This is a genomic window from Vibrio sp. D3, assembly GCF_043995865.1.
GTDB classification, from domain to species: domain Bacteria; phylum Pseudomonadota; class Gammaproteobacteria; order Enterobacterales; family Vibrionaceae; genus Vibrio; species Vibrio diabolicus.
Genome location: NZ_CP171886.1, coordinates 32,725 through 57,895 on the forward strand (window position 1 = coordinate 32,725; position 25,171 = coordinate 57,895).

The window sequence follows — 25,171 nt, forward strand, 5'->3', positions numbered from 1 at the left end:
TAGTATTCTTACAATAACAAATAGGTGGTGAGCAAAATGGATGCACATCGTTCTACTTATACGGAAGCAACTATGCGCGATGCAGCGATTGTCATGGCAGCCGAAAGGCTTGGCGCAATGCACCAAAACCGAATCAGCTTTGTTCGTAGTCTGATTCGTAATATGGCAAGCCAAAATTGGCAAGTAACCAAGCATGAGTGGCAACTTTGTCCGCGTGGTTATGGTCACGTTATTTACAAATTGACCACGCTAGAGCACGTTTATCATTTGGTGGTGTTCTGTGATGAAATTGCTGATGACGAGCGTAATGACCGCGTCATTGCTGAAAAGTGGGACGTCACATTCGCACTGGTTCAAGGCGATGTTGATGTTACTTTGTTGGAAAGATTGCGAGCAAATGTACCGCTGCAAGAAGCGGGACGTAATCCAAACAACGTACTTGTTCTGGCTCGCGCAAACAAAAGCGTACGCGTGTTTGAGCACATTGTTAGCGCTCTTTCTCAAGGCAAGCAGCCCGAGCCAAAAGAGTTGGCGGAAGTGGGGTATATCCTTCGTACCACTGCTGTGTATGGTAACGGAAAGTTTGGTATCGCCGATTTCAAACTGTTAGAGAATAACCCAGATTTCAGCCAGTCTTTTAGTGCGCAAATGTGTGCCGTATATATGTTGCGTGAATTCAGCCTGGATTGGGTGCACTACCTGGCACTTCAGCAAGGAGGCGACAACGCGGTGGCTTTGCATCGTGGCTTGCAGCGCTACCTTGGTGTCGGCAATGCGACTGGCTTGGGCATGGCTCCATACTTGATTAATCACCCGTGCATCGTTGACCAATGGATGACCTCTCGCGAACGTGCGGTAGCGCGAGTCTTTGCGATGCCGTGTGAAGCGTCATTCCATGCTCCTTTGCAAGGATTACTACAAAAAGCACAGCGCCATCTAGAGCAAGTCATCACCATCAATGAACATCAAGACAGGCTCAATCATCAAGCGATATCAGACATCAAACAACTGCTATCGGAGCTAACAACATTAATGGCATCACATCCTAACTGGGCGAGTTTGGTCGAGCAAAAGAAAACAATGAGTGTGGAAGCCCAAGAAATCCTCACCTCTTGCTTGATCGAACTGTACCCATCTTTGGTGGATGAATTTGCTAGCCAAATGAATACGGATGAAACGTTATCGATTCCGGGCGGGAAAAAGATCCAAGATTTACTTGAGGTGTTGCAAAGCAAATACCGCTGGGCGATTGATGCGGATTACTCACTAGCCGAGAACAACTACTGGTTCTGGTATCGTTCACAAGACAAAGAAGAACCAAGGCTTGGTGTTCGTGGTGAGGAAGCAGGAGAAGAAAAAGAGCTGCCGCTTGATATCGGCAGACAAGTGAATCGCTTGTACCACGCCTTGCTTGGTTGTGATGAAGAAATGTCCGTAGCAGAGTTTCTGTTGCAAAATCCGACTTACCGTTCGATCACACGTCGCGTATGGACGTTAGGCAACCGAGCAATGGGTGATATTCAAATGAACGTGCTGCGTAAAGATGCGTTACCAATGCACTTATTGCGCTGTAAGTTGGCGATCTTTGGTGCGACTAAGTTTGATCCGCGCTCGGATCGTTGGGTTCGAGTAACTTTCTTCCAGGGCGCGCCGTTGTTGGATGAAATTCACGATCCTAAACTGGCGGACACATGGATTTTCCCAAGCATGCCGGAACGAGAAGAAATTGCGCAAAGTGACAATCTAAAAATCAACGGAGGATTTGCATTATGATCGTCTCTCACAACGAATTGGTGGCCGCGGTTAATAAGGCATTTCTTGGCATGCGCCGTCACTGTGGTGAGGCGGATGTCATTGCGAACATGGTGGCGGACTTGCAAATGGTTGGCTTGCACGGGGTGCGTCACTTTAATAACGCCAGCCTGTTTCTTGGGTTAGATTCGGACTGCGCCGTATCGGTGACCAACAGCACGTCAGCGAGTATCGAGATGGATTTGCACAATGGCAGTGTGGCGTGCCACTTACCCGCCGTGTTGGATTTCGCACTTGAGAAAATGATCAACAGCAAGTCGATTACTATCACGTTGAAACAGTGCCATAACCGTTGGCTAGGTTTTAGTGAGTTGTTGAAGCTCTCTGCAAAAGGCATCGCGTGCCGTGCACAATGGGTCAATGGCTCTAGTCCAAAACGAACGCTTTATGTGTTAAACCGTGGACGAATCGCGCCAGAAGTCTTTTTCTCGGATCAGTTTGATGGGCATGATACGAATTTGCATAGTATGGTTATCGAACTCTCTGTGAACGATTTCGATATCGAGAAAAGCGCACAGGGATACACCATTCACATTGAAGGCGATGAGTTAAGCAACACGCAACAAGCCTCTTGGCAAAATGGTATTTTTGTCGAAGACCAAGAGTGGGAAACATTGAAACAAACCGCAACTGCATTGCTAGTGGAGAACAGTGAGCGTTCCATGCAGGGCGCTGGTGGTGTGGTTTAAGCTCTGAAGGGACAGTGATTCCAAGTTTCAAGTGATGAAGGCTGCGGTTTAGCGGCCTTTTTTGTGTGCGATGTTCGGTCACTTCTTAGGTTCTAAGGCTATGATTATCGTTAAATACCAAGTAGAGCGACATAGGGAAGAAAAATGGACCTGCAAGAGAACAAAAGAAATGCCATTGCGTTTTACGAAACCGCCTATCGAGGTAATCCAAAAAAGGCAGTTGAAGACTACGTTGGCGATGAGTACATTCAGCACAATCCATTAGTTGGAAATGGCCCCGAGGCTTTTATCGAGTATTTTGAGCGGATGCAAAACGAGTATCCCAATAAAGACATTACGTTTGTGCGAGCCATTGCTGAGGGGAATTTGGTGGCACTACACACTCACCAAACATGGCCTAATGATATTGAATACGTGACGATGGATTTCTTTCGTTTTGATCATAATGGGAAAATCGTCGAACATTGGGACGCTCTGCAAGAGATTCCTAAAGAAACATTGAATGGTCACACCATGTATTAACGAATCGTTGATTAGTCTCCCATGCCGTTTATTCAAACGGTATGGGAGGTTAAATGATTTGTGGCACTTTAAGTATTAATCATCAAAGCGCTTTTTCGATTCTCACCGCTACGTCTTCAGATACCCAACCTTTCCACAAGTCAGGGTAGGTATTAAAGAAGTAAAACATCGCTTCTTCACCATCTGCGTAGTTATCTTCCATCCAGGCCAGCATTTCACTCATTTGCTCGTTGGTAAATCCGCGTTTCTGCAAGTACGCGAATGCTTGGGGTTCTTTGTTCGCAAATGCCTCAGTTGTTACTGTGCGAACTGGAGAAGGTGGGTACATTGTTACTTTTGGTGAAGCGCAATCAGGCTGGGTGGTACAGTTGCGATACTCTTCCAGATCCGTTCCGCTACCCAAATCCACTTTGACCATATCATACTTGCCCAATACGGGTGTTGGTGACCAGTAGTAACCAAACCAAGGCATTTTGCGATCATAGGCTTTGGCGATGGTGCCAGCTAATGCTGCGCCAGAGCCTGGGTCAACCATCTCAAAGCCGTGCTCACTTAACCCTAATGCATTAAACAAGTGACCGGAGGTGATTTGGCATGTCCAACCAGCAGGGCAGCTATAAAAGGCGAACTTGTCATCATCCTCTGGGTGTTCAAATAGTTTGGCGTGCTTGATGACGCCTTCTATCGTCGCGAGCTCTGGATACTGTTTTACCAGATAGGCGGGAACCCAAAAGCCTTCTTCACCGCCATTGACAAGCGACTCACCAGCGATGCGCAAGCGTTTATCCGCAATCCCTTTATCAAGTGCTTCTTTAATACCGTTTGTCCATAACTCTGGCGCAACGTCAGGTTGTCCCTTTTCAATCATAGAGGTGCCTGTAGGAACGCTATCACCAGGGATCAATTCCGCATCGCACTGGTAGCCTTCATTTAAGACAAATTGGTCGATGTGCGCCATTAAGCTGGCCGAATTCCAATTCATATCCGCGATGGTTATTTTTCCACATTCATCCGCATTTGCATGAGTTGATAATGCTGATAGCAGCAGAACAGAGAGCATTGAAGGTGTCGTCTTCATGTGACTGAATTTCCTTGTCGTTGTCATTTACTTCAGTATATACATCGGTTTACAAAGATTCAGTGAACAAGGTTTTTTCAGTGACGTTAAGCATAAAAACGGCGATTTATGAAGCGTTTAGTGAGAGTGGTTGAAAGGGAGTTAATACAGCAAGAACACCCCTTCGTAGCCGCCGATCTCAATGTGAGAAACATAGTCGCCGATGTTACCGTCTTGATCTACAGGTCGCATAGGCTCTGGAAGTGCGATAGTTATCTTCGGTGAGGAGAAATAATCGATATTCTTGCCAAAGAAATCAGTACGATACAGCACTCGGCCTTTGGTGAATTCGCGGGCTAACACCATCTCCGTAGGGCCATGCATCACTACCGTATCTTCTGAGCGATACGCAAAGTACGTATGGGTTGGTAACAAATCGATAGCGCCATTAGGCAAGTCAGGATGAGCCACTTTGCTCATAGAAGCATCTCCAATCACCGTGTAATCGGCGGAATAGGGCGTGCTGGTGGACATCATTAGCGGAGTCGCCTGATACCCATCTGGGATTTGATTGGCTGGTGTACCTAAATCGATGGCAAGCAAGGTGCTAGGTTGATAAGCAATATTCTTTGGTACGCCTGCCTTCCAGAAGTTGTTAACGGTGGTGTTATTGCTTCCATATAGGTAGCTATTATTCCACTGACTAAAGTAACTGCGCTCAGGGTGATAGTTTAAGTAGAACACTACTAGTGCAGAATATTGGTCCTGCTTCCAATTGTTTTCTGTGTTACCAAAGTATTGGACGCGACCATAACGCGTTGTTGCTTGATAAATCACTTTCTGGCCCGCTTTGGCGAGTGCAGAGTTATCCCAAAATTTAGCTAAGCCAGCATAGCCACTAAAGCCAGTGGAAAGGAAAAGGTAGTGCTCGCGCAAGTACAAGGAGCCAGCATCAACCAAGTGGTTTTGGCCGTTACGACCGAATAAGTTGGCCGTGCCTATGTTGAGGCCAATTAACGCATCCGCATCCAGCGTCGCCAATTTGTTTAAGAACGCCGAGAATTGCGCTTTGTATGCATCATCAACGGCTTGGCTTCCCGCCACCAAACCAAGCTCATCCACCGTACCACCGGAATAAACGTAGAACTGATTTTCTCCGAGTAACTTATTCGTATCGTCGTTGTACGCACCGTTTAAACCTTGTTTTGCCCATTCTGCTTGGTAATAGTGGTGTATTGCGTTGGCAAGATCGGGATTGCCGAGGTTGGTTAATGCCCAAGAAGAGGTTTGGTTCCACATACGACCAAATGGAATAACGCGTGACTCCCAACGAAATCGTGCTGTTGCATTCTTATTCGAACGGTTTTTGTATTCATTCCAAGAAAGATAATTGTCTTGGTTGAGATCCGCAGATTTGTCGAAGCCACGAATTTTACGCCAGCGTTGAATGGTTTGACCTTCAGGTGTCTCCGTTGGTGCTCCTGAGATATTGACGGCAGGGAAGCTATCTTTGAGTTGAATGTTTTCGAGACGTGGGCGGTTTTCTATGTTGTCGTCATGCCAAGTAATTTTCGCAACGTAAAGGCGGCCGCCGTCGCGTAAAAAAGTGGACCCAAAATACTGACCGCCACCATAGGTTTGTCCGCTACCATCGTGTGTCGTAGCGCGAACCCAATCCGAAGGAACAGACCAGTTTACCGTTTGGTTTTTAGTCATGTTCTCAGTCTTGTCTTTTTTAATTGCGAAGCTTTTCCATTCTGTTACCAGACCAAACGAATCGATGGCAGAAGGGTATTCAATAGTGATGCTGCCGCCTTGAGCAAACTGGGAGAAAGTAAGGGTTAAGCGGTCGAACTTCTCTGAGTGATAAACATAGAGGGCACCACCATTATTCGCCTGACCGAATACATCAGCATCCCATGGCGGTGGTTGATATAGCCAAAAACCGGCGTGGTCAGCGCTGGCGGTATAGCCAACGATCATCGGTTTGCGATTTAGCAGAGTATTTTCACCATGGCTTGAGTCGACTTCAGCTAGGATAGTGTCTTCCGAAAAATGAAGAAAAAAGTCCTCATAATCGATGTTATTTATTTCTGCTTGGTTACGTATATCGTTTTCCAGCCAACCTGAGTTAAGTTCCAGCTTTTGGTTGTACATGTAACCAAGCGCTTTTACACGCTCGTTATCACTCTTATTTTCGTAAGCTCCAAACACGATATCGGCATTATCCAACTCCCATTCAAGTGCAGCGGCAGCAGAGATAGGCTTATCTTGAAGATCAATACCCTGTTCATGCAACCCAGGTAACACGATTGCTGTTCTACTCCAAACGTTGGGCACAGAAAGCAAGCTCAAAGAAATGAGTGTAACGAGAGAAAAACAATGCGACTTCAACATGGAGTTATCCCATTAATACTTAGATGACTCAAATTAAGAGTCAGATACAAAGAGAAATTATAGTCCATTCGCGAAGTCGTAATCAGGACCCTGCCATAGAGGACTTTACAGGAAAACTAACAGGGGGTGCTGTGCAAAAATGAGCGGGTGTACTTGGAATAGATCATCCTCATCGACTCAAAACTTCCTCTACACGTCAGCACAAAAATAACCACCATTTTAACCTTGTTTCGGTCGTCACCATGTTGTTGGATTTTTCTTCAACAAATTCAGTTAAAACTAACTCTTCAAACCAGTCAGATACTCTGTCTTGGTGGTTGCTGATCATACAAAAAATTAACAAATTAAATTTTTATACATTTTTATTGCATAAAAAGTCCAGTTGAGTAATATAAATACCAAGTGACAATTAATGCGGTATGTCAGCATGACTATTCAGGTAAGCGGAATCAATAAATCCTACGGTGAGACACAAGTGCTTCATGATGTCAGCTTTAAGTGTGAAAGCGGGGAAACACTGGTGTTACTTGGTCCAAGTGGCGCAGGTAAGAGCTCTCTACTGCGTGTTCTTAACCTTCTTGAAGGGGCGGACAACGGCAAGCTAAACATCGCAAATGATGTTTTTGATTTCTCTACTGAAATCAAAGAGAAACAAGGTTTAGCACTTCGTCGTAAAGTAGGCATGGTGTTCCAGCAGTACAACTTATGGCCGCACATGACAGTGATGGAGAACCTGATTGAGGCTCCGGTAAAAGTATCTGGCATGGATAAAGAAGAAGCGAAGAACCAAGCAATGCAAATTCTCGCAACGCTGCATTTGGCAGATAAAGCGGATGCATGGCCGATGCAGCTTTCTGGTGGTCAGCAACAACGTGTGGCGATTGCTCGTGCACTGATGATGAAACCGGAAGTCTTGCTTTTTGATGAACCGACCGCAGCGCTTGATCCGGAAATTACTAACCAAGTCGTTAAGATTATTAAAGATTTAAGCGAAACTGGCATCACCCAAGTCGTAGTAACGCATGAGGTCGATTTTGCTAAGAAAATCGCTAGCCACGTACTGTATCTAGAAAAAGGATACATCGTCGAGCACGGCACAAATGATTCGTTTTCTAACCCGCAAACCGCCCAGTTTGCTGACTACCTAAATCACTAAATTACGTTTTTAAAGTTCAGTCTATTTAACAGATAAGCTCGGCTGTCATTGCGAGTGTCAGCCCACTAAGTACACACGGAGTATTGCAATGAAAAAGATTCTACTAGCTTCACTAATCGGCCTTTCTTCTGCAACTATGGCAGCAAACGCAGCAGCACAAGAAGAGATCAAATTCGCGATGGAAGCGACGTACGCACCATTCGAATACATGGATGAAAATAACCAAATCCAAGGTTTTGACGTGGATCTGGCGAACGCACTATGTAAAGAAATGGAAGCCAAATGTACCTTCCATAACCAATCTTTTGACAGCCTGATCCCTGCATTAAAATTCAAACGTTACGATGCGGCTATCTCTGCAATGGATATTACTGAGGCGCGTTTGGAGCAAGTGAATTTCACGAATGCATACTATGAAAACTCAGCAGCGTTTGTTTCTATCAAAGAAAAAGTTGCTGATCAAAAAGCACTAGAAGGTAAGCGCGTTGGTGTTCAAAACGGTTCAACACACCAAAGTTACCTGATTGAGCAAATGCCGGGCGTAACAGCGGTTCCTTACTCTAGCTACCAAGACGCATTCATCGATATGAAGAACGGTCGTATTGATTCTGTATTCGGCGATACAGCTGTCGTAGCTGAATGGTTCAAGAAAGAAGACAATCTAGCATACGTGGGCGAGCACGTAACCAACCCTAAATATTTCGGTAACGGTTTCGGTATCGCAGTAAACAAAGGTAACGATGAGCTAGTGAACAAGCTGAACACGGCACTGAAAACAGTGAAAGCGAACGGCGAATACGACGTAATCTACAACAAGTACTTTGGTAAGTAATATGGCACTAACGGGTTACTCTTTATCGCTTGTTCAAGCTAGTTGGATGACTGTCCAGCTTGCCTTCACAAGCCTTTTAGTCGGTTTGATTCTGGCAGTGGTATTCGCCAGTGGTGAAATGTCTCGCCGCGTTTTCGTTAAATGGCCAATGACGGCATTTGTGACGATTGTGCGTGGCTTGCCAGAAATCCTTGTCGTGTTGTTCATCTATTTTGGTTCGACGCAGGTTCTGTTTTTAATCACCGGCAACTTTATTGAAGTTAGCCCGTTCTTGTCTGGGGTGGTGGCGTTGTCATTGATCTTCGCTTCTTATGCTTCTCAAACTCTACGTGGCGCGTTAAAAGCCGTTGGAAGAGGGCAGAGAGAAGCAGCAAGTGCACTCGGCATCAGTCAGGCACATGCTTTTGTTCGCATTGTTTTGCCACAAGCAGTAAGACACGCGCTACCAGGTTTAACTAACCAATGGTTGGTTCTGTTGAAAGATACCGCGCTTGTATCACTGATTGGCGTAACGGATTTGTTGAAGCAAGCGCAGCTAACGTCGGCAGCAACTCATGAAGCCTTTACATGGTACGCAACCGCTGCGGCGATTTATTTAGGCATTACTTTGATTACGCAACGTGCCGTCAAACTGATTGATAAGAAGTTCTCAATTCAAGGCATGAGCATGGGACAGGAGGCAACCGCATGAACGAACAACACGTTTGGCAAATGCTGAATGGCTTGGGCACTAGCCTCCAATTGACCGCCGCTTCCTTGGTTGTCGGCTGCCTCTTAGCTTTGATGATGACGCTGACTCTGATCCTACGTACTCCGGGTTTGCATTGGGTAAGCCGTGGCATCATCACCTTGTTTACTGGTACGCCTTTGTTGGTACAGATCTTCTTGGTTTACTACGGTCCGGGTCAGTTTGATGCAGTTAGAGAAAGTGTTTTTTGGACATGGTTCAGCCAACCTTGGTTCTGTGCGATGTTAGCGTTAGCGCTTAATACCGCGGCGTACAGCACTCAGCTGTTTAAAGGGGCGTTTAACGCGATTCCTTCTGGTCAATGGCAAGCGTGTCGTGCTCTGGGGATGAACAAAACCGCAACGCTAAAAGTGCTGCTGCCATACGCCATTCGTCGTGCCGTTCCTGCTTACTCAAACGAAGTGATTTTGGTCTTCAAAGGGACGTCACTAGCAAGCACGATTACGATCATGGATCTGATGGGTTACGCGCAGCGCATTAACGCACAAACTTACGATACGTTGACGGTATTTGGTATTGCAGGCGCATTTTATTTAACGGTAAATGGTGTGCTAACTCTCATTTTCCGTCAGGTAGAGAAGAAAGCACTAGCCTTTGAAGCCGTTTAATTATTAGTAGCTAATTTGTAAATGCCTCTGTTCAGCGTTGCCCTGAACAGAGGCATGTTTGTTGTAGTGTACTGCTACGCTGGAAAAATCATCAAGAATCACCAAACTTAAGTAAGGTAAACAATCACTGGTGATGATATGGAACGTCGACACTTCTTAGCTTTATGGTCGCTAATATTTGTGCCTTCGCTAAAATCCGCTAGCCCAATGAAGCCGACACCGCCTCAAACGGAAGGGCCATTCTATCCCGTGGTTCCAGTGCCACTTCGTCAAAATTTGATTTTGCAGTCGAAAGGTCTTATTGGTGAGCCCATTTTTCTTCAGGGTAAGGTAATGGATACAGCAGGAAACCCATTGTCTGGAATGAAAATAGAAATATGGCAATGTGATGGACAAGGCATCTATGAACACCCGAATCAACCTAACAATAATAAGTTTGATCCTCACTTTGCAGGCTTTGGTGCAGTTTTAACTGACGAAGATGGGAATTACCTTTTTCAAACGTTATTTCCGGTTCCATATAGCTCTCGACCTCCCCACATCCACGTCAAACTATGGCGTGGAGAGAAAGAGCTGTTAACGACTCAGCTTTATTTGAAAGGGCGAACTGGTAACGAGTGGTGGGGCGGAAAAGCCCGTAATTATTTGCAGTTTGAGCCTGTCAACATTGATGGTCGAGTCGTCGGTGAGTTCAATTTTGTGCTCGCTTAGTGTGATTAAGCATTATTTTGAAAACTCACATCGTAGATTACAAAAGTAATTAGCAAACAGAAGCTTCTAACAGATTAGTCTTGTCCAGCTCTGACTCTTAGTTTGTAGAAATCACTGTACCCAGATTTACGGAGTTGAACACCGCTTACACCTTTCGCTCTGGTGATTTTTTCTTGCCCCCAGAACAATGGTAAGATTGTTGTATCAGCTCTGAGCTCCGAGAGTATTCCCTCCAAACGTTTTTCAGGCGTGGGATCAGAGACTGCATCGTGTACGTGATTAACATGCTGTTCAAATTCATCAGAGTGAAGAGCAAATCGAATACCTGTACCTGTTAATAGCCACTCATAAATTCCATAGGTTAAAGGTGGCTCAATGACATCTTCGACAAAGAGCAAGTCGGCTTGTTCTTTTACAAGTTGAGGATTACTAGCGTCAGTTAGCTCCACAAATTCTACATGCAACCCAGTTTGACGGATTAAATCTACGATCCATTGGTTCGCTTTACTTAAATAATCAATCGTCCACTTTGGATGGGTTATGACTAACGTTCCCTCAAGCTGAGGAACAATCTCGTTGTGAGAGTTATCATCGAGAATGTGCATCGTTTCCAAGCCATTCGCTTTGGCAAATTCAAATCTACGACTCTCGATAAAAGAAAATAGGCGCTGCCAAGTTTGCTCGCTTAGTGAGCACTCGGCTCGACGATTACGTGCTAGAAAAGAAAATGCCTGAATCATATAACATTCGGTATCGTCAGTTTCCTGATTATAACTGATGTATTGAGCCAGCTCAGTCCCTTGATGAGAGAGCGTGATTTGCTCCAATAATGCTTTTTTTGCGAAATAGTTATGATGTTTCTTCAGTACTATTTTGTCGGTATCCCAATGCCTAAGTACAAATGGGCCAGTACCTATTGTGATACTGCGACCTTTAAAGCTCTTCTGACGTCGAGTAGTGATAGACGCATTTGCGGTTGCTAAGCAGTAAATGAATAAGTTATTAGGCTGCTTTAAGTCAATACGTATAGCTTGTTTGGCATTATCGAAGCTGATACGAGTGACTTGCTGAAGTAATTTTTGGACGGGGCCATCTGTTGTAACGAGCTTATTTAAAGAGTGTACGACATCTTCTGCTTGTAATGTTAGCCCATCGTGACAGTAGATATCAGGGCGGAGCCAAATATAGATACAACTGCCTTCATTTTTGTACTCACAAGCGAGGTGATTTTTTAATTGACCGTAGTGATCAACGGTAAATAGGGTGTCATACAAGCTGCGTATTACCTGCAGTTCTGAAAAGCGATAAGTCAGTGAAGGGGTTAGCTCATCTACCCAAGGATACTGGCTGACGATGAGTGTATTTGAATCTTTGTTTTCTTCTGAAACTTCTGCGAGTGCTTGGCTAAGTGCGCTTACAGCAGTGCTACGGTAATGTTCAAGTAACCTCGAGATGACGTCAAAACTACCATTGTTGATTTCATTACGAATCGTAAAGTAGAGGGCTTGGTGTATTGTTACCGTCACTTTTAGTGTGCTGGCTTTCCCACGGCCACGACCTGGCTCCCAGTGGATCCAATTGTAGCTGTCAAGTATTCTCAGTATATTAGATATATTGCGTCTAGAAGTTGAAAAAACCAGTTCTAAATCGTCGAGGTTTACCTGATACGTTTGAGAGTGTTTGTAATGTTTTAATAACTGGCTCAATCTACGAAGACATGTTTCTGTCATGTTTTATTATGTTTCCTCAATAGATGATTGATTTATTAAAGCTATATAATAAATTGATTTCATATTGTGGTGAAGAAAGGTGATTGCTTAAACCCCTCAGTGTTATTGATTGGCTTATCTTCTTCCCATTTAAAAGTATTGGTGGTTTTCATTTTGACTCTAATATATTACTACTAATATAGAGCAAAGGCTCACTTTTTAATTTTTACTATAATATTAGTGAGTTATGATTAATGTTAGTGTTTGTTTTATTAGTTGTGTCTAATTAGTTAGGCGTAATGACATGAAAATACCCCCACTCATCTATGCAAATAAGCAGGGGTATAAGTTTATTTTACTTCTGGGAAGGTAGTGAATATCGTCCACTCATCTTTAACCATCCCTTGCTGGCCGACAACAGTGGCAGTAACGCGGCGGTTTAATGCGTGGCTGACACGATCCATACCCGGCTCTGCTAACTGTGTGTCGCCAAAAGCAATAATTGCGAGGCGGTCACCCGGGATTCCTTTTTTTATCAATAGATTGCGTACATTCTCTGCACGATGGCGAGATAGGTTTAAATTGTATTCTGCGCGTCCTACCTTACTTGCGTATCCTTGTATCTCTATAGAAGTGGTTGGATACTTTTTAAGAAATGCAGCCAACTCATCTATCTTGTTTTTAAAAATTTGGTTAATAAGAGCAGAGTCATTATCAAACAAAATCTTAAGTTGGTATTGCTCTTCTTTATGCAAATAGGTTTCACAACCATCATTGTCCACTTCTGCCCCTATTGGAGTGCCTGCGCAAAGATCACGAGCGTTTATCACACCATCTTTGTCCAAGTCGTTTAGGTCAGCAATCTGATTCGCCTTTGGTATAGGAATGTACGTCAGCTCATCTTGTGCGTACGCACTATGATGACTAATTATGATTAAAGCCAGAGTGATTAGAAGGTTCTTTTTCATTGTATTTAGTACTCCACCGATTGAGTCCACGCTTCCGGTATGTCGACGCGCAATGCGTCTAAAAGCTGCCCGGTTGAAGTCAGGGTCCGATATTGTGCGTATTGCTGTGCAAATTGTGTTTCTAAGTAGTTTTTGCGTGATTCAAACAACTCGTTTTCAGTGTTCAGCAGATCAAGTAGGGTGCGCTTTCCAATACGATATTGTTTTTGGTATGCAATAACGGTGTTTGACATGGAATCAACGTGTTGTATTAAAAAAGACTTTTGTTGTTTAGTCAGCTCAAGAGCGCTCCAAGAAAGGCGGAGCTCTTGCTCCACACTTCGGTATGCTCGCTCTCTGAGGTCTTTCGCTTTATTGAGTTGGTAGGCCATACTGTCACTGTTTGCAGAGTCTCGGCCACCGTTGTAAAGGTTGTATCGGACACGGAGCATTGCTTGTGTTTCAGAGTTGAGACCATTTACTCCTCCTACATCATCGTTCCAGCTTTGTTTCGCTTCAAATGAGATGACTGGGAAATAGTTTGCATCTGCTTGTTTATATTGGAACCTGGCAGAATCGACATCTGCGAGTGCTATTTTTATGACAGGATGATTGTCAAAAGCCTGCGATTGGGCCTCGTCTAGAGAATTGGGGATAAAGTTTTGGTCTGCGTGCGGAAAAATAAGGTTAGTTGGTGCTTCACCAACTAAGCGAAAGAATGCTGTTTGAGCGTCTTTATGGTTATTTTGTGCAGCTAAAACATTACTTTGAGCTTTTGCTAAACGAGCTTTAACCTGGTTAAGGTCGGCAACTGAGCCAATTCCTGACTCTGTACGCTTTTTAATATCAGTATAAATTCGCTTATGTGTGTTTAGGTTGCTAGTGGAAAGCGCAGTCAGCTTTTGTGTTTTTATTACATCCAAATAAGCTTTGATGACTTCTAACGCAACATTTTGGGCATCTGCAAGTAACTGATAACGCACAGACTCTGCATCTGCAGAGGTACGATCAATGTCATATAGGGTTTTTGAACCATCCCAGATCAACTGGGTAAGAGTAATTGCCATATCTTTGCGGGTCATCTCGGTATCACTCTTACCAGTAGAGTCGGAAGGGTGAATGCTCTCGTAACCGATACCCGCGTCAATATCGAGACTAGGTTTATATGCTCCACGTGATTTATCGATAATATAACGACTACTCATATACTCGTTAAACGCACTTTTGATATCAGGGTTCGTTGCAAATGTTGTCGCTATTGCTTGTTCTAAAGTTTGTGCGCTAGAAACCAGTGGTATTAGCAAACCAAAACACGCGATACTAATATTACTTAGCTTCACTAAAATCTCCCCAAATAATTTAACGCCAGTTATTTTTCAAAAATAAATATTAAAGATTACTAATATTACCCAAGGCAAACGTTTCCTTTTGCTTGCTTTTTTGGAATGTAAGCTGCTATTTCAATGAAAATTTAATGACAAGTTTAAAGAATATTAAAAATAGGTCGCATAACATATGTTTTTACGGTGCAAAATAAAACAAATTTAAAACATGAAAATTATTGATAGGATAATTGCGTGTTTTAGGTGGGTTAATTGATGCTAGCTTACGCCCAATTGTGTATATCGCTTCTTGAAAATAAGTCTTATTACTTTCTTAGTTTTATGGACTTTGAGATTTTTGTATTTACTAAATGAGGTATAAGCTCTTGGTTGGACCATCAAAATTAACCGCACAAACCTATGTTGTAATCGGCCTAGATGGTCAAATTAAAGCTTTTGCGTCTAAAGAAAACTTGTTACCGGGAGAAGTGGTCGTTGAATTAGTAGAGGGGAAGATCCAACCTCAGCATGTATATATTGCTGACACAGAAGGTGAAGCTCAAACTGATTCTACCGACAAGCTTGCGAAAATATTAGAGGCCATCGAAAAAGGACAAGACCCGAGTCAACTAGGTGATGAATATGCTACTGAAGCTGGTGAAATTACGGGTTCAAGTTTGACGGCCTCTGGTACTGTTGAACGAACGGGGGCAGAAGTACTAGCAAGTACTTTTTTTGAAACCGCCGGCGTGACGACAGAGCAAAGTACAACGCTATTTAATATTTCTCGATTCACAACCTCAGAGCTTGGTGAAACTGAAGCGTTGATTGATGGTGAAGATAGAGGTGCCGTTCAAGAAGACGTGACGCTTGGAACTTCTGGCAACCTCAGTGTTACTGATCCAAATACAGGTGAAGCGTTATTCCAATCACAGAGTGAGGTTCAAGATAGTTATTGGGGCGTCTTCTCAATTGATGCTTTCGGTAACTGGAATTATCAGCTGAATAATGAGCACGAAGAAGTGCAGGCTTTGGATCATGACAGTGACCCAGTCATCAGAAGTATTACCGTTTTATCTGTAGATGGCACTGAGCATGAAGTTGTGATCTCTATTACGGGCACCGAAGACGCGCCCGTTGTGACGGGCACGTTCACGGGATCGGTGACCGAAGGCAATCTCGGTGATGTTGTGACCGCAGCAGGTACCATTACTATCTCTGATGTTGATAATGGCGATGAGCCAGTGTTCAGCAACACTGCCGTTACGGGCACCTATGGTGAGTTGGTATTAGTGGATGGAAAGTGGACGTATACGCTGGACCAAAGCCAGGTTCAACAGCTGGACGAGGGTGACCAGGTGCAAGACACCATCACCCTGACGGCAACCGATGGCACCCAACAAAACATCGTGATTGATATTACGGGCACCGAAGACACGCCAGTCGTGACGGGTACGTTCACCGGCAAGGTGATCGAAGGCAATCTCGGTGATGTCGCGACCGCAACAGGCACCCTTGCTATCTCTGATGTTGATAATGGTGATGAGCCAGTGTTCAGCAACACTACCGTTACGGGCACCTACGGTGAGTTGGTATTGGTGGATGGAAAGTGGACGTATACGCTAGACCAAAGCCAGGTTCAGCAGCTGGACGAGGGTGATCAGGTACAAGACACCATCACTCTCACGGCGACCGATGGCACCCAACAAAACATCGTGATTGATATTACGGGCACCGAAGACACGCCCATTGTTGACGGTACGTTTACTGGCAAGGTGAGCGAAGGCAACCTCGGTGATGTCGCGACCGCAACAGGCACCATCACTATCTCTGATGTTGATAATGGCGATGAGCCAGTGTTCAGCAACACTACCGTTACGGGCACCTACGGTGAGCTAGTATTGGCGGATGGAAAGTGGACGTATACGCTGGATCAAAGCCAGGTTCAACAGTTGGACGAGGGTGACCAGGTGCAAGACATCATCATTCTCACGGCGACCGATGGCACCCAACAAAACATTGTGATTGATATTACGGGCAACGAAGACACGCCAGTCGTGACGGGCACGTTTACGGGGTCGGTGACCGAAGGTAATCTCGGTGATGTCGCGACCGCAACAGGCACCATCACCATCTCTGATGTTGATAACGGCGACGATCCGATTTTTACAAGCACCACCGTTACGGGCACCTATGGTGAGCTAGCATTGGTGGATGGTCAGTGGACGTATACGCTGGACCAAAGCCAGGTTAAACAGTTGGACGAGGGTGAGCAGGTGCAAGACACCATCACCCTGACGGCGACCGATGGCACCCAACAAAAAATCGTGATTGATATTACGGGCACCGAAGACGCGCCTATTGTTGACGGTACGTTCACCGGCAAGGTGACGGAAGGTAATCTCGGTGATGTGGTGACCGCAACAGGCACCATTGCTATTACTGATGTTGATAATGGCGATGAGCCAGTGTTTAGCAACACTACAGCGACGGGCACTTACGGTGAACTGGTATTGTTGGATGGAAAGTGGACGTATACGTTGAACCAAAGCCAGGTTCAACAGCTGGACGAGGGTGAGCAGGTGCAAGACACCATCACCCTGACGGCAACCGATGGCACCCAACAAAAGATCGTGATTGATATTACGGGCACCGAAGACACGCCTATTGTTGACGGTACGTTCACAGGCAAGGTGACTGAAGGCAATCTCGGTGATGTCGCGACCGCAACAGGCACCATTATCATCTCTGATGTTGATAATGGCGACGAGCCAGTGTTCAGCAACACTACCGTTACGGGCACCTACGGTGAGCTAGTATTGGTGGATGGGCAGTGGACGTATACGCTGGATCAAAGCCAGGTTCAGCAGCTGGACGAGGGTGACCAGGTGCAAGACACCATCACCCTGACGGCAACCGATGGCACCCAACAAAACATCGTGATTGATATTACGGGCACTAATGATGTTCCTGAATTTGTTAGTGGGAGTAATGACAACTTTGGTCTGGATGCCCAAGGTAAAACCGACATCGATAGTTACCAGTTTAGCGTTGATGAAAACAGTCAATCGGGTGTAATTGGAAAAGTAAATGCATTCGATGTCGATCAGGACAGTCAGATAACGTATCACTTAAACGGTCATAGCGAACTGTTTGAAATCAACAGTCTTACCGGTGAGATCAGTGTCAAAAATGGTGCAAATCTGGACCATGAATCTATCGATAACTACCAGCTAGAAGTGGAAGCTCGTGACCAGTTTGGCGGTAAAGACACCGCTCAGGTCGAAGTGTTGGTTCGCGATATTAATGAAGCCCCTCTTGCTGAAGATGATAAGGGCATTGAAAAAACGACCAAGACACTTGACCAGAGCAACTGGGATGACAGTGCTGATATCACAGTTGATTATTATGTGATAGATACTCGATCTGGAAATAAGGTTTCTGATGCATCTAAAGCTGATTATGTTGGTGACGGCGACCACAAATATGGCGTTAGTTCTGCGCTAGACAGCGGCTCAGACCGGGTTCAAGATGGTCAGATTCGATATGATGATGCAACTGGACAAAGTGAAGCAATGCGCTTCTCCTTCGCTAATGGTCAGGTTGCCGATCATGCTGAAGTTGAAGTGAAAAACCTATGGACAGACACTTCGAACGGTAGCTGGGAGCCTGGTATTGAGCGCGGTGTTTGGAAGGCTTACTACAAAGGTGACTTGGTTGCGACAGGTGTGTTTGAAGGTACCCGTGGTGGTAATCAAGTAGTCAACATCAATGCAGATGGGCGTTTCTTCGATAGTATTGAAATGTCTACTACCAGCTATAAAGACGGTGTCATTGATCCTAAAGGCTCAGAGTACTTTATTACTCAGGTATCAGCGGACCTGACGACCTTTGATGAAGCTTACCAGACCAACGGCTCAGGCACTTTAGAGCTGGATGTTCTAGCGAATGACAGCGACCCGGATGGTGACGCTCTGACTATTATCGACTATCCATCAGAAAGCTTCCTTAGTCTGCAAGATGGTAAATTGGTCTTTGATGCGGCCAAGTACCTAGAGTCACTGCCAGCTGATCAACAAACCCTGAAAACGGGTGAAGTGAAAGATTATACCTTCGAATACACCATCCGTGATGACGACGGTCTGACTGATAAAGCAAAAGTTACCGTTAGTGTGATGGGTGAGCCTATGTCGCTCAGTGATGCACACGCAGCATTGGATGAATCTCAAGTTGGCACGGATACTGGCGTACATGCTGAAGGCAACTTTATCGCAAACCTCGGGTCTGCAACGGAGGCTGAATATCACTTCAACGCCGATCAAAACCTAGGTGGTTTCACCAGCGATGGTAAAGAGGTCGTGTTTGAAGTGAGTGCAGATCAGAGTACTCTAACTGGTTATACTGGAACAGGTGCCGACCGCATCAAAGTGGTTCAAGCCAACATAGATAGCAAAACGGGTCATTTCACAGTTGATCAACATATGCCTCTTGATCATGCGGAGCAGGGGGCGGATATGCTGGATATCCGCGCTAGCGTCGAGGTGGATGCCGGAGGTCAGTCTGAGAGTGCCACCTTGCATCTGAATGTAACGGATTCATTACCGTCATCGTCTTCAGCTCACTACGAAATAAATGATGTTGATTCACAAAGTAATAGTGTTGTGATTGCACTTGATGCGTCAGAATCAATGCTCGACTGGGTAACAGATGCAGACGGACAATATGTTACTCGCTGGCAACTTGCTCAAGACTCTATTAAGTCAATGTTTGAGCAATACCAAGATTTGGGTCCAGTAAGTTTTAGAATTGCAACTTACAGCGGACAACCATCTGGCCAGATTTCTGAGTGGCTAGATTCTGCCGAGGCCATTGATGCCTTTATCTCTGGTATACATCCATATGCATCGACGCCATATAACCAGGCCGTTGACCAAATAAATGAAATACTTAGTGATCCAGAAGATGATGCATTACTTAGTAATACCGATACCCAGCTTTACTTTATCTCAGATGGTCGACCTTCCGATTTTACCTATTGGACAAATCAAACGAACGTGGGAGAAATTCAAACCCGTGAAAACTTGATTAAGTGGTCAACATCAGATGATTTTGAAAGTGAACAGCGTTATCAGGACATAGTGAATGGTCGGGTTCAGCCTACTTCTGAAGAAGAGGGCATCATTCTGCAAAATGCGATGGAAAATGGCATCAGCAGTAGCGGTCAGGATGTTGAAAATATCTGGTCTGTCGGTATCGGTAATGGTGCGTCTCTGGAACATCTGGAGTCGATCGCGACAGATAAAGGTAGTGCTATTGTCGTTGTAGATGATTCTCAGATTGGGGATTTGCTTAGTAAAACGGTCTCAGGCCAGTTGCAAGGCAACCTTCTGGATGACAATGGCGGTGATGCTCAGTGGGTAGATCACATCACTATCGATGGCGAGATATATTACTACAACAAAGTAAACGGTGATGTCACTACCAGCGATGGCACGAAAATATCGGATCATTCTCTGGCGCAGATTGATACCAACCACGGCAAGCTGACCATTAACTTTGAAAATGGTCACTACGACTATCAAGCGAGTAATGTTGTAGGTCATCAACAAGAGAAGCTTGACGTTACGGTTATCGATGCTGACGGTGATACTACAAATAGCGAAGTTACCATTGATATCCGAGATCGCGCACCAGAATTCATCAGTGTCGGTGATACAGACCAAATCCATGGCACCGATGCCAACGGTATGCCAACAGAAGATACAGCAAGCTTTGACGTCGCTGAGCAAGAAGTTGGGGTATTAGTCGGCCAGGTGGAAGCGTTTGATCCGGATGGCAGTGACACCATAAAGTATGAATTGAGTGGTGGTGATGCTGATCTATTCCGTGTTGACTCTAATAGTGGTGAGATTTGGCTGAAAGATGGTGTAAAACTGGATCACTCGACTCAGCAAACGTATCAGTTGGAAGTGTCTGCAAGCGATGGTGTGGATACCGATACAACTCAGGTTATCCTGAATGTCACTGAGAACCATGCCCCAACCTCATCTCCAGTTCAGGGCTTTGCTCAGATGGAAGACTTACCGATCAATAAAGTGACGGTAGTGTTCGACCACTCGAACAGCATGACCCGTACCTTTGACGGTGAAAATACCGTGGGTCGTGATGCAACCGCACCGAAAACTGAATCGAGAGCTTACAAAGCAGCAGCAGCGTTACATTCCATGGTTGAAAACATGATTGCCGATGGAGGAGAATCAAATACCTATATCCGCCTGGTACGTTTCGACGGAGATACATCCACACATAGCTGGCTGACCTTGAGTGAAGTTGAGTTGATGACACGCCCACCAGAGATGAATGGCCGTGATCCAAACGATTTAAGTTTCCAAAATGAAGTTTCAGAATATGTGCGCAACTGGTGTGACGTAGAATACGGTACCAATACGGATTACGATAAAGCTTTAGAGGCTGTAATGGAGCCTGGTGAGGCAAGTAATGCCGTTTACCCTTGGCAGGATGGTTGGGATTATTTCGGTCCAGAAAAACCGTCTGAGAGTAAGGACACCATATTCTTTATCTCAGATGGCGAACCCAACCCTAGCGAGGGCGCTGTTACTTCTCCTGATCTAGCCGAGCGCTGGGAGGATTACAAACAGACTCATGACGCCAAAGTATATGGGATTGGTATTGCTCTCTCTGATAATGTCAAAGCAGCAGAGGCTCTAGATGAGCTTAGCGACAAAGTGGTGTTTATCGACTCAGGTGAAGACTTGGGGCAGTACCTAAACCAGTTCTCTCCCGATCCAATTGCCGGTGAGTTACTGGCGGGAAGCCAGGACGCTGATGGTGATAGCATGACCGTTTCTTTGGCAGAAGGCGATTTCACTCTGTTGGGCGCAGATCTGCACGGTGTAAGCGTAAATCAGCCGTTAGTTTCTTCATCCAGTGAAGTAGATGGTCAGCTTCATATCCAGACAGCGTTCGGCACCTTGGAAGTGTCATCCAATGGCAGTTATAGCTTTACTCAAAGCGATGAGCTTACTCTACAGGGTGACCAGCAGGCGGATATGCATTTCTTGTTTAAAGTGTCTGATGGTAAAGGTGGCATAAGTGAAAACGTCTTTACACTTACATTGAACGATTCTGGCACCGATATTGCCCAAACTGAGCGCCATGCGTCGGTGGGAGATGAGTTTGCGAATAGTATCACTGGTGGCGAAAGCATTGATATTTTGCTAGGACAAGCAGGTGAAGATACGTTGAGTGGTGGCGCAGGCGATGACATTCTGGTTGGTGGGCTTGGAAACGATATCCTGACGGGAGGTCTAGGCAGTGACATCTTGACAGGTGGAGAGGGTATTGACACCTTCACCTTTACTCAAGAATCACTGGACATGACGTCATCAAGAGATGTGATTAAAGACTTTAGGCTGGATGAAGACAAGTTGGATTTGAGTGACATTCTTGAGTTTGTCGGTGACGACACAACGGATATGGATAACTTGTTGGAACACGTAAGCGCAGACTACGATAGTGCCCAAGATACTCTGAATTTGACGATTACTGGAGAAGGCAGCAACACAATGTCAGTGGCATTAGAGAACTTTGATTTATCAGGGTTGGAGCTAGGGTCGTCAGCGACATCTCATGAAATTGTTGATCAGCTGTTCCATCACCAAGTTTTTAACGTGGATTAGTATTACCTGAAGATAAAGTTATTTTAGTAAACAGCACCTGATTGAATCATCAGGTGCTGTTTTTCTTTTCTGCTGTTGTTAGTTACCGACTTTTTGCCTAACCACTTCAAAAATTGGCAGTAGTAAATGCACTGCTTCGCACTTTAAGTGGTTCTTTGGTTACATGTTTTGATAGCTTGGTCCGCCACCACCTTCTGGCGCTTTCCATGTGATGTTTTGTGAAGGATCTTTGATGTCACAGGTTTTGCAATGCACGCAGTTGGCCGCATTTATCTGAAACTTCAACTTACTCTCAACTTCCACCACTTCGTAAACCCCAGCGGGGCAATAGCGCTGGCTCGGCTCGTCATACATACCCAAATTCACATCAATTGGAATGTGAGGATAAGTCAGAACAAGGTGGCAAGGTTGGTTCTCTTCGTGCTGTGTTCCCGATAAAAATACCGACGAAGGCTTATCAAAACTGATTTCACCATCTGGTTTTGGGTATGTAATTGGTTGGCACTCTTGTTTAGGTTTTAACTGTTCGTGATCGTACGAATAGTCCTTGACAGTCCAAGGTAACGGCTTCTTAACCAGTGGTTGCCATAGGTTATGCTCAAAGGTCGAAAGTGCACCGCCCAGTATGCTGCCAAACTTGTGGATGTTCGCACCAAAGTTACGTGTTTCGGCGAGCTCGTCATACAACCATGATGATTCAAACAATGACTGGTAGTCTGGCTCAGAAGCCCCAGTTTGTCGGGCCGTATGTACCGCTTCTGCTGCAATGATTCCGGACTTCATGGCGGTGTGGCTGCCTTTAATTTTAGCGACATTCAAAGTGCCTGCATCACAACCAATCAATAAACCGCCGGGGAATTGCTGTTTCGCTAGAGAAGAAAGTCCACCTTTTGCAATGGCTCTTGCACCATATGCGATACGTTGGGCACCTTTTAGGTGTTGCTCGATAGCTGGATGATGCTTAAAGCGTTGAAACTCGTCAAACGGGCTTAAGTAAGGGTTGCTGTAGTTTAAATCTACGATCAAACCGACCGCGATTTGGTTGTTCTCCATGTGATATAGAAAACCGCCGCCAGTGGTATTTGTCTCGCTCAAAGGCCAGCCAGCGGAGTGGATAACACTGCCGGATACATCCTTGCTGTCAGAGGGTAATTCCCATATCTCTTTTAAGCCAAGCGCGTAGTGCTGAGGTTGCTTGCCTGCGTCTAGGTCGAACCTTTGAATAAGTTCTTTACCCAGATGTCCGCGACAACCTTCAGCAAAAAGGGTGTATTTTGCCTTTAGCTCGATACCTGGCTCAAAGTTAGATTTGGCTTGGCCGTTCTTATCTAGTCCCATATCGCTCGTATTAATGCCTGTCACGGCGCCACTCTGATCATAATTGATGTTTGCAGCGGCAAAGCCAGGAAAAACTTCCACCCCAAGACTTTCTGCTTGGTTAGCGAGCCAACGGCAAAGGTTGGCAAGGCTAATTACATAATTATTTTCGCCATTTATCATTGGACGTGGCGTAAGGAAATGAGGGACGCGAATATGGTTTTGCTCAGTAGTAAGATAAAGGAAATGGTCTTGCTGAACTGAGGCTGATAGCGGGGCATCCATTTCTTTCCAATCGGGGAAAAGTTCATCCAAGGCACTAGTTTCAAAAACAGCGCCAGATAAAATATGTGCGCCCACTTCTGAGCCTTTTTCTACAACGCAAATTGAAAGTGCGTCACCTTCACTGTCTTGGTTGAGTTGAGCTAGGCGACAAGCGGCACTTAAGCCCGCAGGTCCGGCTCCCACGATCACGACATCAAACTCCATGCATTCTCGTTCCATCTATCTGCTTCCTTTCTATTATCGTCATCTGCGTGACAGGTTTTTGGTTTCTATACAGAAAACTATAGCTCAGTTGACGTTAACGTGAAGTGAACTAAGCTCAAGTAATGGATCTGACGTGTTATACGAGGTATGACCATGGACGACCGACCATTTGCAACACTTGTCATTGCGGAACATGACAACCAGTCCTTGGCTGTAGGGACGCTGTGTGCAATTAAAGCGGCATTTGATATTAAGGATGATGATAAATCGCTTCCTGTTTCTGTATTGCTTATTGGTTATCAGTGCCAATCGGTTTTGGATGAGTTGAAGTGCGTTAAGGGCGTTGCAGAAATTATCTGGGTTGACGCGAAGGAATACGAGCATGGGTTAGCGGAAAACATTGCGCCTTTGATCTCACAAGTAGCCAAAAATTACTCACATATTCTTTCTCCTGCCAGTACATTTGGTAAGAATGTGATGCCTCGCGTGGCGGCGTTGCTCGATGTAGGGCAACTTTCGGACGTGATGACAATCGAGTCTATCGATACGGTGATTCGTCCCATTTATGCCGGGAATGCATTGGCGAGAGTCACGTCGAACGACCCCTTTAAAGTGATGACCATACGAAGTACGGCTTTTGATGCCGTAGAGCTGTCAGACACGCCAGTTGTCCCTAAGGTTACTCAAGTCGATACAGTGATTATCAACAAACTTAGTGAGTTTATTTCGCAGCAAACGCCAGAAAGTGAGCGACCAGAATTGCCAGCGGCTAGAGTGGTGGTATCGGGTGGTCGTGCATTCGGGAGTAAAGAGAAGTTTGCTTTAGTCGAACAATTGGCTGACAAGCTAGGTGGAGCGGTAGGAGCGTCCCGAGCGGCGGTCGATGCGGGTTATGTGTCTAATGACCATCAAGTCGGGCAAACTGGTAAAATTGTTGCACCTGAATTATACATTGCCGTCGGAATTTCTGGTGCTATTCAACATTTAGCGGGAATGAAAGACTCAAAGGTGATTGTCGCAATTAACAGCGATCCCGATGCGCCTATTTTTGACATCGCTGACTATGGGTTGGTCGGCGATTTATTTGAGGTGATGCCGGAGTTGCTAGAGAAGCTGTAGATATAATCTGTTCTCTCAAACAAAAGGCTTCCGAGC

General features: G+C 45.2%; 16 protein-coding genes. 10 read left to right on the top strand and 6 right to left on the bottom strand.

Going from position 1 to position 25,171, the window contains the following annotated elements; genetic code table 11:
* The first annotated feature begins 36 nt into the window (after positions 1–36).
* The 3 genes from ACHFJ9_RS00145 (at position 37) to ACHFJ9_RS00155 (ending at position 3,023) form a co-directional block, all read left to right on the top strand.
* A complete protein-coding gene (locus tag ACHFJ9_RS00145) occupies positions 37–1,773 on the top strand; it encodes a hypothetical protein (protein ID WP_395354658.1) in 1,737 nt (578 codons plus the stop codon).
* On the top strand, positions 1,770–2,501 hold the full coding sequence (locus ACHFJ9_RS00150) for a DUF3726 domain-containing protein (protein ID WP_182018454.1): 732 nt from the start codon (positions 1,770–1,772) through the stop codon (positions 2,499–2,501). Before ACHFJ9_RS00145 ends, ACHFJ9_RS00150 begins: the two co-directional genes overlap by 4 nt.
* Positions 2,502–2,645: 144 nt before the next feature.
* Complete coding sequence (locus tag ACHFJ9_RS00155) at positions 2,646–3,023, top strand: nuclear transport factor 2 family protein (RefSeq protein ID WP_048625191.1); 378 nt, start codon at positions 2,646–2,648, stop codon at positions 3,021–3,023.
* A gap of 82 nt (positions 3,024–3,105) precedes the next feature.
* Here ACHFJ9_RS00155 and ACHFJ9_RS00160 read toward each other — a convergent pair whose 3' ends face one another.
* Complete coding sequence (locus ACHFJ9_RS00160; RefSeq protein WP_395354661.1) at positions 3,106–4,101, bottom strand: ABC transporter substrate-binding protein; 996 nt, start codon at positions 4,099–4,101, stop codon at positions 3,106–3,108.
* A 141-nt stretch (positions 4,102–4,242) separates the two neighbouring features.
* The gene (locus ACHFJ9_RS00165; protein WP_395354663.1) at positions 4,243–6,477 is read right to left on the bottom strand and encodes a hypothetical protein; all 2,235 of its coding nucleotides are present in this window, start codon (positions 6,475–6,477) and stop codon (positions 4,243–4,245) included.
* A gap of 427 nt (positions 6,478–6,904) precedes the next feature.
* Between ACHFJ9_RS00165 and artP the strand changes: the two genes are divergently transcribed.
* The 5 genes from artP (at position 6,905) to ACHFJ9_RS00190 (ending at position 10,532) form a co-directional block, all read left to right on the top strand.
* The gene (artP, locus tag ACHFJ9_RS00170) at positions 6,905–7,633 is read left to right on the top strand and encodes an arginine ABC transporter ATP-binding protein ArtP (protein WP_101911867.1); all 729 of its coding nucleotides are present in this window, start codon (positions 6,905–6,907) and stop codon (positions 7,631–7,633) included.
* A gap of 88 nt (positions 7,634–7,721) precedes the next feature.
* The gene (locus tag ACHFJ9_RS00175; protein WP_005390934.1) at positions 7,722–8,465 is read left to right on the top strand and encodes an arginine ABC transporter substrate-binding protein; all 744 of its coding nucleotides are present in this window, start codon (positions 7,722–7,724) and stop codon (positions 8,463–8,465) included.
* A gap of 1 nt (position 8,466) precedes the next feature.
* The gene (artQ, locus tag ACHFJ9_RS00180; RefSeq protein ID WP_170891814.1) at positions 8,467–9,156 is read left to right on the top strand and encodes an arginine ABC transporter permease ArtQ; all 690 of its coding nucleotides are present in this window, start codon (positions 8,467–8,469) and stop codon (positions 9,154–9,156) included.
* A complete protein-coding gene (artM, locus tag ACHFJ9_RS00185) occupies positions 9,153–9,821 on the top strand; it encodes an arginine ABC transporter permease ArtM (RefSeq protein WP_258680698.1) in 669 nt (222 codons plus the stop codon). The genes artQ and artM overlap by 4 nt, the downstream gene beginning before the upstream one ends.
* Before the next feature lie 138 nt (positions 9,822–9,959).
* Positions 9,960–10,532 carry a protocatechuate 3,4-dioxygenase gene (locus ACHFJ9_RS00190; RefSeq protein ID WP_124008021.1) on the top strand — a complete coding sequence of 191 codons (573 nt, stop codon included), beginning with the start codon at positions 9,960–9,962 and terminating at the stop codon, positions 10,530–10,532.
* Positions 10,533–10,606: 74 nt separating this feature from the next.
* Here the strand turns inward: ACHFJ9_RS00190 and ACHFJ9_RS00195 are convergent, their stop codons facing one another.
* The 3 genes from ACHFJ9_RS00195 to ACHFJ9_RS00205 form a co-directional block, all read right to left on the bottom strand.
* A complete protein-coding gene (locus ACHFJ9_RS00195; RefSeq protein WP_317396863.1) occupies positions 10,607–12,262 on the bottom strand; it encodes an ABC transporter substrate-binding protein in 1,656 nt (551 codons plus the stop codon).
* Positions 12,263–12,591: 329 nt separating this feature from the next.
* Positions 12,592–13,209 carry an OmpA family protein gene (locus ACHFJ9_RS00200; protein ID WP_199804406.1) on the bottom strand — a complete coding sequence of 206 codons (618 nt, stop codon included), beginning with the start codon at positions 13,207–13,209 and terminating at the stop codon, positions 12,592–12,594.
* Between the two features lie 5 nt (positions 13,210–13,214).
* Complete coding sequence (locus ACHFJ9_RS00205) at positions 13,215–14,528, bottom strand: TolC family outer membrane protein (protein ID WP_317421524.1); 1,314 nt, start codon at positions 14,526–14,528, stop codon at positions 13,215–13,217.
* A 368-nt stretch (positions 14,529–14,896) separates the two neighbouring features.
* Between ACHFJ9_RS00205 and ACHFJ9_RS00210 the strand changes: the two genes are divergently transcribed.
* Positions 14,897–22,210: a VCBS domain-containing protein gene (locus ACHFJ9_RS00210; protein WP_395354668.1), complete on the top strand. Its 7,314-nt coding sequence runs from the start codon at positions 14,897–14,899 to the stop codon at positions 22,208–22,210.
* A 159-nt stretch (positions 22,211–22,369) separates the two neighbouring features.
* Here the strand turns inward: ACHFJ9_RS00210 and ACHFJ9_RS00215 are convergent, their stop codons facing one another.
* A complete protein-coding gene (locus ACHFJ9_RS00215) occupies positions 22,370–24,031 on the bottom strand; it encodes an electron transfer flavoprotein-ubiquinone oxidoreductase (protein WP_395354670.1) in 1,662 nt (553 codons plus the stop codon).
* Positions 24,032–24,169: 138 nt separating this feature from the next.
* On the opposite strand from ACHFJ9_RS00215, the gene ACHFJ9_RS00220 reads away from it, so the two are divergent.
* A complete protein-coding gene (locus ACHFJ9_RS00220) occupies positions 24,170–25,135 on the top strand; it encodes an electron transfer flavoprotein subunit alpha/FixB family protein (RefSeq protein ID WP_395354672.1) in 966 nt (321 codons plus the stop codon).
* Positions 25,136–25,171: the final 36 nt, after the last annotated feature.